Here is a 14,163-nt window from a genome sequence, read left to right as displayed (position 1 = left end):
TCCCGGATTTTATGGCTTTAATGGGGCTTTGCCGATATGTATCGCCAGTAGCTGACTGCAAGAGAAAAGAAGGAAAAGCACGCTCCTGTTATGAGGCTGCAGTTGATTGGATCATTCACATTGATGTTAAAAAACAGTGCAACCAGTGCCGAACCCACAATCTGACCCAGCAGCCTCGAGCTTCCTAACAGACCGCTGGCGACGCTGGTATTTTCATCGTTTACTGAAGTCATGATGAGATAGTTATTCGGTGACTGAAAAAGTCCGAAGCCCGCACCACATAGCGCGACTCGCCAGATAATATCAATATTTCCGGGTACCATCGGCAGGGCAGCGGTCAGCAGCATGCCGGCAAACAACAACCCAAGACCTGCGGCTCCAATGATATTACAGTCATATTTTTTCAGCAGATTGCCTGCCAGAACCGAAGTAAACATTGTTGCCAGTGGCCAGGCAGTCAGAAGTAACCCTGTTGACACTATATCGCGATGGAGCACATTGTGAAGGTAGAAGGGCAGCGATACATAGGCCAGCAGTTGTGTTGCATAGGAGAGCGCTGACATCAAAAGTGAGAGGCTTAACGTTTTACTGTGGAAGACGGCTAGAGGTATCAGCGCCTTTTCAACCTTGTGCTTCTGGTTCAGGTAAAACGTTTCCAGTAACAGTACAAAAAAAATCAGGCTCCCCATCGCAAAAAATATCTTTTGCCGCGTCAGGCCGAAAACAGTGCATGAGAAAAGGAGACCAAGCATAAATACGATGATGGCTCCTGTGCGATCAAACGGTCCCTTTTCAGCCGGGCTCTTATTCAGAAAGACTACGCTAATCAGTAACGATACCGCCGCAACAGGTACATTGATGGTGAAGAGCCAGTTCCAGCTCGCCACAGCAAGGATGGCAGAGGCAATAGATGGCCCGGCCGCTGCGGCAACGGAGACCAGCATAACGTTCACGCCCAAACCTCTGCCCAGCAGGCTTGCGGGATAGATAGCTTTGATCAGTGCAGCATTCACGCTCAAAATCGCCGCTGCACTGAAACCCTGTACTACGCGAAATACCGTCAGCATTTCCAGACTTTCAGATAACGCGCAGCCCAGTGATGACAGCGCGAATAAGAGTACGCCTGTATTAAATACGCGCGTGATACCCACAGATTTTCCCAGTGCCGCGAGTGGAAGCAGTGATGCGACCACGGCGAACTGATAAGCATTGACGATCAGAATGGAGTTGGACTCACTTATTGAAAACTCACGCGCAATCACAGGGAGCGCGACATTGGCGATTGTACTGTCGAGCATCGCAATGACCGTGCTTAACGATACTGCAATGATGGCCATCAGGTTCAGTGTGTTACCCGCGCTAACATCCTTATTCATGGGTTTTCCTTGGTCGTATCGGCTTAGTGAGAGAAGTATTAAAACCAGAATATTTCCCTTCCGGGCACAGGTAGCCGGTTCTGGCACTGGCAAATGATGTCGGGAAAATGCACATATTTGCGCACACGAGATGCGTAATCCTGAATTTATCCGGTTCTGCATGAAGGAATAGTTAACTCATGGAGCTGCTGGTTATTCTCGCCCGCGATTAGGGTATGAGAAAAGCATGACGTTGAGGGCGACATTGAGGCATATGCCAATAATACAAATCGTGAGTTGTTTATCAGGAAACATCTGGCATAGATGTTCACTTACATTGAGGCAGGTATAGATTGTCGCTGCAATAGTCCAGCCTTTGATAAAATAATCCATGTGTGATTCTCCTGCAGAGTGCCAGAAATTCTGCTTTCTGATATTGAAAACCTCCACCTGTTAAGCAAAGGCAGTGGAATTTCTCAGGGTTGTGTTAATTAACGCTGTTATGAGCTAACTCACTTTTTTGATGTTAATTTTTTTCGGATTTAATCTTTTTTGTCTGAAAAGGCTAGTGTGAGTCATTTCTGGTTAAGTTATCTGAATTTTCCTTAAGGGTGAATATTGAGTGCTCGTGGCAGTACTGATGTTTTGTTGTGGGTTTTTTTATGCAGAATTAAATAACCTGAGTGTGTTATTGTTGTCCGGGGGATATTATGCCAGACTTGTAAAGCCTCATGATTTGAAGTCTTTAAGATAAACTTAAACGCATTTATTAGTGTGCCCGGCTTGATGCCGGGGGGATTGGACAGCGGACTATGAAGGCACAGGTCAGATGATGTCTGTTATCTGGCTGCAGATGTTTCTATGGGGGCGTGCAGGGCATAACGGCATCAGGGCTTTTGCCGGGCAAGATAAATGTTCATCCTCGGCAGCGCTACATGCTTAATCTAAAAAATATTCCCCGAATGCACTTTCTTCACACCCGCGCTTTGTCATGAAGCGAAAAGCGCAGTTATCCTCTGTAACTACTGTTTTTTTGATTTTTCCCTTTTTTAAATCTTTAAGTTTTTGGTGCTTTCGGCTGGGATCCAGTCGATGGGATTTTGCCTCATCACTAGAGATGTTTTTATCAGGCACTGCAAAGATAAAATTTTCATACCCTTCAATGTAACCGGAATGGACCGAATGAACAGCGTCAGGGTTTAGCCATAAATTATTATCAGGCTCGGCAGTGCATTTAGTCAGTGAATATAATGAGAGAACGAGCGTGTAGACCATTTTTTTAAACATGATGATTCATCTGGTTACTATTAATGGGCGAGGGGATTTTATGTCAGAGTTATGCTGCTGGTCAATTCATCATCCGAAATGAATTATCTAAGAGTTACACCTGTAAGTTACTCTTAAAAAACTCATAGATAAAGTTTGATGTTTTCTGCAATAGCATGAATTCAATGTCCTTAATTTCTTTTATAAAGGATGCGTCAGGATGTAACAATTGGTCAGGCAACCTCAAGATGTATTGATTGAGTGGAATTATCATGTTCTCATCATTAATCCGGGGCAGTATAAATAAGCTCTTCAACTCGACAGGTTAGGGAAGATATTATAGTGCTCAGCAAAAATGGTTACCTTCTTGTGCTCGGTGAGCGAAATATTGAAACATTGGGTTTTTTCAGTCTTATCGATGACCTGAGTTATCTGCATTCAACGCATGCCGTTTATGTCCGGGATGAGCGTGATTTTTTCAGAAGGCAGCCTTGTTTTCGCGAAGATGTTAGCTTCAGCGCGATCGTGTGCATTTCAGCGAACATATTCTTTCCTGGATGGTTTAATACTTTCCTCTTCCTTCAAAGAAAAACGCGTGGGCGGATTTTGATTTATATCAATGATGAACGTTATCTGTGCGACAAAAAAAAACGGCTTATCAGTAGAATAGCTAACACTGAATGTACGCTTTATTCATCTATGCCGGTAAACAGCCTCAGAGTTGCACTCGTGGATGCATTGAATGGCCGAATAAGAAACGATCACGCATGCCACCTGTCGTTGCGCGAACTCTCGATTATCGATGGTTACATCAAGGGGATGAAAGCCCCTGCGCAGTCCCTCCAGTTAAACGTAAATGTCAAAACCATATATCAGCACAGAAAAAACTGCGCTAACAAACTCGGCCTGAAAAGCCTAAAGGACCTGACAAGGATGTAAGACAGTGCAACCCTTACATTCACGATTTCCGGTTAACGTTTTCATCAGAAGTTATGCGTGTTCAGGAGAGCATCGTGCCTTTAGTCAACATCTATAAGACAGACTGGTTCAAAGTGCTTTGTGACATCAGCAGGGCCGGGTTCTCGCTTCAGGCCATTGCTTACGAACTGGATGTCGCTGCCTCAACACTCATCGGCTGGAAGCAGGGCGCAAGCCCCCGCCATCATACGGGTGAAGCTCTGATAGATATCTGGATGAACGTGACTGGCAGGGACCGATCAGAGTTACCCAGGGTCGTCTGCAAGAGGGCGTTTATCCACAAACCGCTTTGCATCGTTTCACCTCATTCAGAAAAGTGAACGTCTCCATCGCTACAGTCCGTTGCCTGTATCACTTCATTCCTGATGCAGTGCAACGGAGTCAACATGAATCTCGAACACCTGATCAAATTTCACAACCCAAAATCTGTATCGCGTGGAGATGTGCCGTCGAAAGGCTCATGTTCATCGCTTACCACCAGTGATGTGATGGCTGCAGCAGGCATGCTGCAGCACCGTGCGGCGCTGGGCTATGCAGCCTTTGCAGGAAAAATGAATCTGAGCAAAACTGAATCGCAGCGTGCGGTGAGCCTTCTGAGTATTTATGCGCGGGAGCAGGCGCAACATATTCCTGCGCTCAATAAGCTGACGCCGGCAGTCAGAACATCAGTCATTAACCACCTGTCGGTGTGTGCTTTTATGGAGTTTGCACGCAGTGCTGCCACTGAGAATCAATGTCCTGTCTGTCGTGGAAAAGGCATTCTTGATAATGGCCTGTGCCCGTGCTGCAAAGGTAAACGGAAAGTTCGCGCTGCCTGTCCATCCTGTAAGGGCCGTGGCGAAGCCGTCAATCGCCGCGAGTCAAAGCTCCGGGGTGTACCCGTTTACCAGCCCTGCAAGCGTTGTAGTGGGCGAGGGTTTAGCCGGATCCCTTCAACCCATATTTTTGGCATTATTAGTCACATCACTACCAAAATATCGCTGGATACATGGCACAAAAGCGTCAAATCATTCTATGAAAGTCTCGTAACCAAACTACTGACGGAAGAATCATGGGCGGAGAAGCAACTAAAACAAATCACTAAGTAGTAAGCGATATGTTTTCTGGCGATTATATAGCTCGCTATTTACATTTCCATTTTATGTGGTATCTTGCGCCCAACCGTGGGGTATTGCCCTTCAGAAAACTACGCCGGATAAGGTAGTGTGCCTGCTAACCTTTTTAATCACGCTTTCGTTTTCATCATAATACTCTGCACAACTACTCTCGATGCCAATTCCCTCATGGCATCCACGATCAGAGCCTCGCTTGAAAGCGGGGCTTTTTGCTTTCTGCATCCAGCAAATGATATGGCCTGAGGCGATATTCATTTTCCTGGTGTATCTGCGCCTCACCTTAACGAGTTAGGGCTCATGACTTTCACAATGGACAGGCTTACCTCTGGCGCTGCTTACAGTACTTCGGCAGGGCTGGTATCCAATGGCATTCTGACCTGGCTCAGCCCGGATGAATGGAGTGCCTTTGGCGTGCTGACCGGGATCGCACTTGCACTCCTCACATTAATGATTAACTGGTTTTATAAGCGAAAAGTAGCCCTCGCACAGATTGAGGCCTTACATCACAAATCTTGCGATAAAGATCCGCGCGAGGAATAAACCTTGGCCATACCACAAGCACTGCGTCGGAAACTGATTGCTGCTGCTGGCGGCGGGGCGCTGATGATTGCCACCGTATTGCTTAGTGGCAGAACCGGCATTGAAGGGCGGGTTTACGAGCCTTATCTTGATGTGACTGGCGTCCTGACGGTTTGCGACGGGCATACCGGTGCCGATATTGGCAGAGGTAAAAGGTACACTGACGCTGAGTGCGATAGCCTGATATGGACTGACCTGCAGCCAGTCAGGCGAACGGTTGATGACCTTGTGAGCGTACCGCTAAACGAGTACCAACGGGCAGCACTGTACAGTTTTACTTATAACGTCGGTACTGAAGCCTTCTCAAAATCCACCCTTTTGAAAAAGCTCAATGCAGGCGACCAAAGCGGAGCGTGCGATGAATTACGACGCTGGAAATTAGCCGGCGGTAAAAAGTGGAAAGGGCTTATAAAACGCAGAGAAATTGAGCGTTCCCTCTGCCTGGCCGGTGGTGCAGATGACCTTTAATTCCGGTGTACTTATCACCTCGTTTGCCTTAAGCAGCGTACTGGCGGCAGGCTCAATAGCCATTTATTACCGCAGCAATGCCATTATCTACCAGAGCGAGCGCGACAAAGCGACAGATGCACTTCAGTCAGCAAATGCAAAGATAGATGACATGCAGGTTCGCCAACGTGAGGTTGCTGCACTCGATGCCAAATATACTAGGGACTTAGCCGATGCTCAGGCGACTATTGACCAGCTGCACGATGATGTTGCTACTGGCAAGCGCCGGTTGCAGCTCAACGTCAAACGTTACAGGGCAAAAGCCACCGGCACCTCCTGCGTGGATGATGCTGCCAGCCCCCGATCTGATGACACCCTTGAACGCAATTATTTCACTCTCAGACGTCGAATCGAAGTTGCCGGAAAGCAAATAGCCGGCTTGCAGCAGTACATAAACGAGCAATGCTTAAAATGACATCTTGAGTTAACATCACCCTAACATGAGGGTGCCCAATGAACTTAAAGCCAAGATTCGAAGATTACTCGGAAGCAGAATTTACTCAGCTGGTCAGTGAGATTTGCAGCGCTGAGGGCAATGAAGCGTACCAAGATGAGTTGCTGGATAACTTCATTGCGGTGGCGGAGCACCCGGAAGGCTCCGACCTGATTTATTATGACGACGATGATGATCTCACTCCGGAGAAAATCGTTGCAACCGTCAGGGCATGGCGTAAGAGCGAAGGGTTAGCCGACTTTAAGAGCTGAGCACATCAAGGCGCATTTACGAGTGCGCCTGATGATGAATCTCTTCGACAAGGGATAGGGTTAGCTACGCTGTGAAGCGCTGCGACATCGGTTTATACTCCAATGAAATACAAACATTGGTGGCAAGATGGCAGATTTAAAGCGCTTTATCGTTTTTGCTTACGATGATTATGAGCGTGGTGGTGGATGTAATGACATTCACTGCGTGACCACGACTTTCGAGGAAGCAGAACAGGCCGCATATAGTGACGAAGCGAGAAATAACAACGACACTGTAGATATTTACGACATACAGAAAGAGAAAGCTGTATGCTCATTTTATCGCACCGTCCAAGGTGAATGGGTTAGAGACGAATAACCCTGTAACACATTCACTGATAATCAAGCCGCCTCCGTGCGGTTTTTTTATTGGAGCCAATATGACAGACACCTACCGCATCACAGTTGTAACAAAGTCAGGTGAAACTCACATCGGCCTGATGAAAAGTTCGCTACCTGAAATAGTAAACTGAATCATTTGTGTTGCTGAGGTGCTAAGGAAGATGGCGCTTGGATTAATCTCGCGCCGGAAGATTTGCTTAAGATGAAGTACGTGCCAGTGCAATCTGAATAAGATCCCAGCGATTTAGATAATTATCGTCGTCTGATTTAGATATTTTGAAAAGCGGCACCTGATGATGCCATGTCGATAAAGCATCTACGTCGTGGCTCGGAACAACATATATCGTAGGGGCTGTTGTGTTGTTAATATCCTCAGACATGTTACAGAAGACATAAAATAAGTCAGGGGAAACTATTGGTCTGTGGTTGCCAACAGTCCATTGCCTTGGAGCAGACCTGGCCCAAGAACCTTTAACCTGAATGCTTATGCTCTTAGAACCGTCAATGGTCGCGATTATATCTACTCTACTTGTACCGCTGGTTGTTAAAGCTGCGCTTATACCAAGGCGAGATAACATGTAGGCAACATAGTATTCACCAGCATCACCGGCATTTTTTGCTGTGCGTTTAACAATCGCTGACATAATTATTCCTTGGGAAAAAAGTTACCGACAATTTAGCTTGGATATTAATTGATCTGCTATCAAATCAACTCTCCTTCCAATGTATCCGGTAGGTCAGGCTCAAAAGAGGCAGCAGGTTCGACACTTTGGTCAATGACTGTAGGGCCATATTGCTCAGCCAAGAAGCGCTCTCTGTAAAGATAATATGCAGCTTCACATACATTTGAAGTGAAATAAGCATTAAATCCGCCGCCCACCACCGCGCCAGCTACAGGTATGATTTGAGCCAGTTTTGCTTTGGTAATCTTGACTCCCAAGCTGCTGGCTATTTGCTGAATAATTTTTACGAATGCATGTTGCTCAAGTTGCTTCCAGGTTTGTTTTTTGGCGACTTGTTGTGAGATTTTTACAAGTTGAGCCATCGCCACATTTTTGGATGCATCTGCAGGCGATGAAGAAAGCGCAAGAATGTTAAAAGCAAAAAGTCTTTCCTCTTGCCTTTCAATGTCAAATCCATAATAGGTTGCATATTCACCAATGGCTCGAAGGTTTAGAGCAATTAGCGTCGGGATATCAATTGCAATTCCAGCTATACCTGCAGCACCAGCGCCAGCACCTTCAGCAAGAGCTAAGCTTTTATACTTCGCAGCAAGCCAGCCGACAGTCTTGTCAGCATCTTCCAGCGATAATCCGGAGACGTCTTTTAGAGATTTGACGTGCACGTGTCCATCTGAGCGATATTCCTCAAGGATAGCTTCTGGCCTGACAGACCATTGTGCCGCATCATTGCATACACTAATAAGCCCTTTAACCGCTTTCTGGATTGCTTCACCCACTAGAGGTGTTGAAAGAACTGCATTACCGGCGGCATTCAAAGGTTCATTAATTACCTTCAGAGCCTTATCAAACCATCCAATCTGAGGGTTTTTCCATTGATGAATCTCTTTAAGTGCCTTCTGATCATACGCCGTAATTTTCATAGCAATCCCTGAGTTGTCCGCATGTTTGTAAAGCAGAATGTATTAACGCCTTGAATGAATATTTATCGGAAGAGATTGCAGATTATTTACTACTAAATTTAGTGGTAGCCCCCTCGTTCGATTCAAGTCAGTTTCTGCAAAGAGCGAGGCGATTATCTGAGGTTTGAATTGAAGACCTTAACTCCTAAACAAGAAATGTTTTGTCGTGAGTACCTAGTTGATCTAAACGCTTCACAGGCCGCCATTCGGGCAGGATACAGCCAGAAAACAGCAAGCCGCATGGGTTCTGAAAACCTCTCTAAACCTGATGTTGCGAAGCGCATCATAGAACTTAAAACAGCCCGAAACGAAAGGGTTGAGATAAATGCAGATTACGTACTGCAGCGGTTGGTTCAGATCGATGAAATGGACGTACTCGACATCCTGAAAGACGACGGTGGCCTCAAACTTGTTCATGAGTGGCCAAAAGTCTGGCGTACGACACTGAGTGGTCTGGATGTGCTGACGACCGTCACTAACTTCGACGAAACCACCACTGAAAACATACTCAAAAAAATCAAGTAGCCGGATAAAGTGAAGAACCTGGAATTGCTGGGTAAGCACATTGCAGTGCAGGCCTTCAGAGAGCAGGCCACGCATGCGCTGACGGGCAAGGATGGAGGTCCCGTTGAAGTTAAACTGCTCTCCCGCGAGGAATACCGGCAGGCTCGCCGGGAAATGCTAGAGGATGACGACTGCTGACTATAAGACTGCTGCACGACGTATAGAGTGTGAAGAGGACGGGATGTACTTCGCCCGTTACTTCTTCAGGCAGCGCACCGGCAGCAGAATGATTGTGGCACCACATCATCAGGTCATACAGCAGACGCTGGACCGGGTGATTGATGGTGACATCCAGCGCCTCATCATCAACGTTCCGCCGGGCTACACCAAGACCGAACTGGCCACCATCAACATGATGGGCCGGGGGCTGGCGCTGAACCGCCGCGCGCGCTTCATGCATCTTTCCTATTCCCACAACCTGGCGTTACTGAACTCCTCTACCACGCGCAGCATCGTGAAGTCAGCAGCCTATCAGGCCATGTGGCCTATGGCACTTCGCGATGATGCGGACAGTAAAACCATGTGGTGGACCGAATATGGCGGCGGGGTGTATGCCTCGTCGGCTGCGGGACAGGTGACCGGCCTTCGTGCCGGGCACATGGAGCCAGGCTGGCAGGGCGCGCTCATTATTGATGACGCAGTAAAGCCTGACGATGCCTACAGCGAAATCATCCGCGACGGGGTGAATACCCGCTTCAACGAAACCATCCGCTCCCGTTTGGCCATTGAGACCACGCCTATCGTGGTCATCATGCAGCGCATTCACTATCACGACCTGAGCGGCTACCTGCTGCGGGGTGGCAGTGGCGAGATGTGGCATCACCTGAACCTGCCTGTGCTGATTGATAACAGTCAGGCCTATTCGGTGCAGTACCCGGAAAATACACACGCGATACCGGTTAAGCATGGCCTGCCTGACGGCTGGTTATGGCCGTATAAGCATAACGAGTCGCACCGGGTTTCCCTGTTTTCACACCGCCGCACTGCCGAAGCGCAGTACATGCAGCGTCCTCGCCGGTTTAATGCCGAAGGCGCACTGTGGACAGAAACCATGGTGTCGGGTGCCCGAGCGCTGGAGATTGCGCTTCAGCTGTCCCGTACCGTTGTGGCTATCGACCCACAGGCCACCAACAGCGAAGAGAGTGACGAAACGGGCATTGTCGTGGCGAGCAGCTACGGGCGCGGTAATGACCGGCTGTTCTCCGTTGATGCTGATTATTCGGGCAAATACTCGCCCAACGGCTGGGCGAAGCGTGCCATCCGGGCTTATGAGGAGCACCGGGCTGAAGCCATCGTTATCGAAACCAATCAGGGCGGTGACATGGCGGAAAATACGCTGCGTAATGCGGGCTATCGCGGGCGCATCATTCGCGTCCATGCCAGTAAGGGCAAATTTGCCCGCGCTGAACCTATCTCGGCGCTATATGAACAGGGGCGGGTGGCGCACCGTGGCAATCTCTATCAGCTGGAGAATCAGCTGCTGGAGTACGTACCTGCCACAGCTAAAAAATCACCGGATCGTCTTGATGCGCTGGTCTGGGCCATTACTGAGCTGTTCCAGCCAAAAGGCACAACAGTCCGTCCATTCACTGCATAACTGAAAATCACCATGAACAACGACGTCCGGAAGCGATCGCCCAGAATTGAGTCGATGGCCGGATGCTGGCCCATGATCAGCGCACTGCTGGGTGGCACGGCGGCAATGCGTAAGGCAGGAAAAACGTATCTGCCACGGTGGCCCAACGAAGAAGATGCGTTCTATCAGAACCGCCTGAGTACGGCCACGCTGTTTCCGGCGTTCAGCCGAACCGTTGAAGTGCTCAGCGGCAAACCCTTCTCCCGCCCGGTGACCTGGGATGAGAAGGTTGTGCCTGCCCGCATCCGAGAAATGTTCGCCGATATCGACCTGCAGGGCACTAATCTGCACTCGTTTCTGGCTGACATCTGTGAAGAGGCGATGGCGTATGGCCTGTGTGGCATTCTGGTTGAACACCCGCCCTCAAATAAGCGCATTTCTCTGGCTGAGGAGCGTCACCGGGGGCTGCGTCCTTATTTCGTGAAGGTGACCGCCAACAGCCTGCTGGACTTCGACTCCGAACGAGTCAATGGTCAGGAGACGTTCACCATGCTGCGCTTTGTCGAGACGGTGAGCGAGCGCGATCCGGACAATGAATTTGTTGTTAAAAGCATTGAACAGGTCAGGGTGCTGAACCCCGGCCGCTGGCGTGTTTACCGTGAAAAACCCAATACCACAACTGGTACTCTGGAGTGGCAGCTGCACGATGAGGGTAAAACCAGCCTGCAAAAAATCACCTTTGTCCCGGTGTATGGCGATAAGCGTGGTTTCATGCACGGCAGGCCGCCGCTGACTGAGCTTGCATGGCTCAATGTCGAGCACTGGCAGTCCCGCAGTGACCAGCAGACCATTTTGCACGTGGCGCGGGTGCCGGTCCTGTTTGGTAAAAAACTCGGCGATGGGCCGATATCTGTTGGGGCTGCGTCTGCCATCATGGCTGAAGAAGACGATGCAGACCTGCGCTATGTCGAGCACAGCGGTAAAGCCATCGAAGCCGGGCGCACTGACATTCTCGACCTTGAGGAGAAGATGCGTCAGATAGGGGCGGAATTGCTGGTGATTAAACCCGGCCACCGAACCGTGGTGCAGACGCTGGCAGATAACGAGGCGGGTACCAGTGCTCTGCAGCGTATGGTCTGTGACCTGACCGATGCCGCTCGTCTGGCGCTGCAGTACCTGGCGGAGTGGATGGGTGAGAAAGACGGTGGTCACGTCACGATATTCAGCGACTTTGGGGCCACCACTCTCGCTGAAGCTTCCGCAGACTTCCTGGTGGGCATGCATAAAGCCCGGGCTTTGTCAGATGAAACGCTGTTCAACGAAATTCAGCGCCGTGGTTTGATAAACAGCGAACTCCGCTGGACGGATGAACTGCTACGTATCCGCGCCATGCCGCCACCCAATAAAGATAAGCCGGTACCAGACCCGGTTTAACCTTCTCAGGCCTGTGCAAACGCATGGGCTTTTTTATTGCCGACCGCTGCGGATGCAGCTCGGTGCAACGAGCCGGATGGCTCTTACCCGGTTGGATGACCTGTATGAAACTTAAACTCGATGAGAACGGCAATGTTGTCGTGAACGATGGTAAACCTGTGTACATGCAGGATGACGGCAAAGAAATCGTATTCGATGCGCCGGGCACTCTGCAGACCATCTCGCGCCTGAATGGTGAGGCGAAGTCGCACCGCGAACGTGCGGAGACGGCGGAGACCGCGCTTAAGACGTTCGAAGGCATCACTGATCCGGCCGCTGCTCTGGCGGCGCTGGAGACCGTTAAAAACCTGGAAGACAAAACGCTGGTGGATGCTGGTGAAGTCGAAAAGGTGCGTACAGAAGCGGTTCGTGCAGTAGAAGAGAAATACGCCCCGATCGTCAAAGAGCGAGACGACCTGAGCGAAAAGCTCACTGCGGAAAAAATCGGTGGGAGTTTTGCCCGCTCTAAATTCATCGCCGAGAAGATGAGTATCCCGGCTGACCTCGTGGAAGCCCGTTTTGGCAGTAACTTCCAGTTAGACGGTGACGCTGTCACGGCATTTGATCGTGAAGGCAACAAAATCTTCAGTGCAATCAAGCCAGGCGAAGCAGCCGGCTTCGATGAAGCGCTGGGCATTCTCGTCGATCACTATCCCTACAAAGACCAGATCCTCAAAGGTACCGGCGCATCAGGCGGCGGCTCCAGTGGAGGCAATGGGAACACCAACCCGAATACGCTTACCCGTGAACAGTTCGAAACACTCAGCCCTCAGGAGCAGAGCGAACGAGCGTGCGCGGGTGTGCAGATTACTGATTAACAGGGCACTCTGAATGTCTAATACCCTAACGCAACTTATTCCCGACCTGTATCAGTCGCTCGATATTGTGTCGCGCGAACTGGCAGGGTTTATCCCCTCCGTCACGCTTGATGCATCGGCAGAACGTGCGGCTCTTAACCAGCCGATCCGTATTCCGCTGACGCCTGCATCCAAAGCGGATGATGTGACGCCCGGCCAGTTACCACCCGATAACGGCGACCAGATTATTGATAACGTGCCGCTGACCATCACCAAATCCCGCATGGTGCCGTTCCGCTGGGAAGGCGAGCAACAGAAAGGCATCAAATCGGGACCAGGCTACCACGGCATTCGTCGCGACCAGATTGCGCAGGCCATGCGCACGCTGGTGAACGAAATCGAAGACGATCTTGGCGATCTCTTCCGTCGTGCCTCCCGTGCTGCTGGTGAGGCCGGTAAAACACCGTTTAAGGACACACTTACCGACACGGCACAGGTGCGTAAAATTCTCACCGATAACGGTGCACCGCTCAGTGACCTGCAATGTGTTATCGACACAACTGCAGGTGCAGCACTGCGCACCATGGCCCAGCTGACCAAAGCCAACGAAGCGGGCACCACATCGCTGCGTGCGCAGGGCACACTTCTCGAACTGCATGGCTTCACATTACGCGAGTCTGCAGGTGTGGCAGAGAATACGGGGGCGAAAGCAGAAAAACTGTCAGTCAGTGACGACCTTGAAACCGGAGCCTTAATCATCCCTGTGGCTGGTGCAAGTGCCAATGTAAAACCTGAAATCCCTGCTTCTGTTGAGCCGGGTAGTGTTGTGCTGCTCGGTAAGCATAAATATGTCGTTGCAGGGGTCTCACCTGGAGAAGCCATCATAATTCATCGACCTGGACTGATGGACAATGTGAAAGCAGGTGCCAAATTTGACGTAATAAGTGAATTCAGTGCCAATTTTGCCTTCAGCCGTTCTGCGATCATCCTGGCCACTCGTGCCCCGGCGCTGCCTGAAGAGGGGGATATGGCAGACGACCGTATCATGATCACCGACCCACGCACCAACATGTCATTCGAAGTCTCGATGTATAAACAATACCGCCGTGTTCGTTATGAAATCGCCGCTGCGTGGGGCTGTCAGAACATCAAACCAGAACACACCGCCGTTTTGCTGGGCTAGCCTGCAGCTGCCATTTCCGGTGGCATTTCACTGAATGAGGTA

The 14,163-nt window shown here is 49.8% G+C and carries 16 protein-coding genes and 1 pseudogene; 12 read left to right on the top strand and 5 right to left on the bottom strand.

Annotated features, from left to right (window positions below):
- Positions 1–17: 17 nt before the first annotated feature.
- The 3 genes from PZBJ_RS05870 to PZBJ_RS05860 form a co-directional block, all read right to left on the bottom strand.
- On the bottom strand, positions 18–1,376 hold the full coding sequence (locus tag PZBJ_RS05870; protein ID WP_101761632.1) for an MFS transporter: 1,359 nt from the start codon (positions 1,374–1,376) through the stop codon (positions 18–20).
- A gap of 192 nt (positions 1,377–1,568) precedes the next feature.
- Positions 1,569–1,748 (bottom strand): hypothetical protein, encoded by a 180-nt coding sequence (locus PZBJ_RS05865; RefSeq protein WP_101761631.1) that lies wholly within the window; start codon positions 1,746–1,748, stop codon positions 1,569–1,571.
- Between the two features lie 546 nt (positions 1,749–2,294).
- On the bottom strand, positions 2,295–2,642 hold the full coding sequence (locus tag PZBJ_RS05860) for a hypothetical protein (RefSeq protein ID WP_101761630.1): 348 nt from the start codon (positions 2,640–2,642) through the stop codon (positions 2,295–2,297).
- 321 nt (positions 2,643–2,963) lie between these two features.
- On the opposite strand from PZBJ_RS05860, the gene PZBJ_RS05855 reads away from it, so the two are divergent.
- From PZBJ_RS05855 to PZBJ_RS05820, 7 genes are all read left to right on the top strand, one after another.
- Positions 2,964–3,560, top strand: coding sequence for a LuxR C-terminal-related transcriptional regulator (locus PZBJ_RS05855; protein ID WP_008101725.1), 597 nt, complete (start codon positions 2,964–2,966; stop codon positions 3,558–3,560).
- 425 nt (positions 3,561–3,985) lie between these two features.
- The gene (locus PZBJ_RS05845; RefSeq protein WP_101761629.1) at positions 3,986–4,687 is read left to right on the top strand and encodes an antitermination protein Q; all 702 of its coding nucleotides are present in this window, start codon (positions 3,986–3,988) and stop codon (positions 4,685–4,687) included.
- A 324-nt stretch (positions 4,688–5,011) separates the two neighbouring features.
- On the top strand, positions 5,012–5,254 hold the full coding sequence (locus PZBJ_RS05840; protein ID WP_101761628.1) for a phage holin: 243 nt from the start codon (positions 5,012–5,014) through the stop codon (positions 5,252–5,254).
- Between the two features lie 3 nt (positions 5,255–5,257).
- The gene (locus PZBJ_RS05835; protein WP_101761627.1) at positions 5,258–5,761 is read left to right on the top strand and encodes a lysozyme; all 504 of its coding nucleotides are present in this window, start codon (positions 5,258–5,260) and stop codon (positions 5,759–5,761) included.
- The gene (locus tag PZBJ_RS05830) at positions 5,751–6,215 is read left to right on the top strand and encodes a lysis protein (RefSeq protein ID WP_101761626.1); all 465 of its coding nucleotides are present in this window, start codon (positions 5,751–5,753) and stop codon (positions 6,213–6,215) included. The genes PZBJ_RS05835 and PZBJ_RS05830 overlap by 11 nt, the downstream gene beginning before the upstream one ends.
- A 38-nt stretch (positions 6,216–6,253) precedes the next feature.
- Positions 6,254–6,505, top strand: a complete 252-nt coding sequence (locus tag PZBJ_RS05825) for a bacteriocin immunity protein (protein ID WP_101761625.1) — start codon at positions 6,254–6,256, stop codon at positions 6,503–6,505.
- Between the two features lie 127 nt (positions 6,506–6,632).
- Positions 6,633–6,863 (top strand): hypothetical protein, encoded by a 231-nt coding sequence (locus tag PZBJ_RS05820; protein WP_101761624.1) that lies wholly within the window; start codon positions 6,633–6,635, stop codon positions 6,861–6,863.
- A 220-nt stretch (positions 6,864–7,083) separates the two neighbouring features.
- Here PZBJ_RS05820 and PZBJ_RS05810 read toward each other — a convergent pair whose 3' ends face one another.
- The gene (locus tag PZBJ_RS05810) at positions 7,084–7,530 is read right to left on the bottom strand and encodes a hypothetical protein (RefSeq protein WP_101761623.1); all 447 of its coding nucleotides are present in this window, start codon (positions 7,528–7,530) and stop codon (positions 7,084–7,086) included.
- 59 nt (positions 7,531–7,589) lie between these two features.
- Positions 7,590–8,489, bottom strand: a complete 900-nt coding sequence (locus tag PZBJ_RS05805) for an EcsC family protein (RefSeq protein ID WP_101761622.1) — start codon at positions 8,487–8,489, stop codon at positions 7,590–7,592.
- A 168-nt stretch (positions 8,490–8,657) separates the two neighbouring features.
- On the opposite strand from PZBJ_RS05805, the pseudogene PZBJ_RS05800 reads away from it, so the two are divergent.
- The 5 genes and pseudogenes from PZBJ_RS05800 (at position 8,658) to PZBJ_RS05780 (ending at position 14,121) form a co-directional block, all read left to right on the top strand.
- Positions 8,658–9,230 (top strand): annotated as a pseudogene (locus PZBJ_RS05800) (terminase small subunit).
- Complete coding sequence (locus PZBJ_RS05795; protein ID WP_101761621.1) at positions 9,217–10,689, top strand: phage terminase large subunit family protein; 1,473 nt, start codon at positions 9,217–9,219, stop codon at positions 10,687–10,689. Before PZBJ_RS05800 ends, PZBJ_RS05795 begins: the two are co-directional and overlap by 14 nt.
- 72 nt (positions 10,690–10,761) lie before the next feature.
- Positions 10,762–12,102: a DUF4055 domain-containing protein gene (locus PZBJ_RS05790; RefSeq protein ID WP_101761620.1), complete on the top strand. Its 1,341-nt coding sequence runs from the start codon at positions 10,762–10,764 to the stop codon at positions 12,100–12,102.
- Positions 12,103–12,206: 104 nt separating this feature from the next.
- Positions 12,207–12,959: a DUF6651 domain-containing protein gene (locus tag PZBJ_RS05785; RefSeq protein ID WP_101761619.1), complete on the top strand. Its 753-nt coding sequence runs from the start codon at positions 12,207–12,209 to the stop codon at positions 12,957–12,959.
- A gap of 13 nt (positions 12,960–12,972) precedes the next feature.
- On the top strand, positions 12,973–14,121 hold the full coding sequence (locus PZBJ_RS05780) for a P22 phage major capsid protein family protein (protein WP_101761618.1): 1,149 nt from the start codon (positions 12,973–12,975) through the stop codon (positions 14,119–14,121).
- The last annotated feature ends 42 nt before the right edge of the window (positions 14,122–14,163 follow it).

The sequence above is a fragment of the Pantoea endophytica genome (assembly GCF_002858935.1).
Lineage (GTDB): Bacteria > Pseudomonadota > Gammaproteobacteria > Enterobacterales > Enterobacteriaceae > Pantoea > Pantoea leporis.
This window is presented reverse-complemented; position numbering and strand designations above follow the sequence as displayed.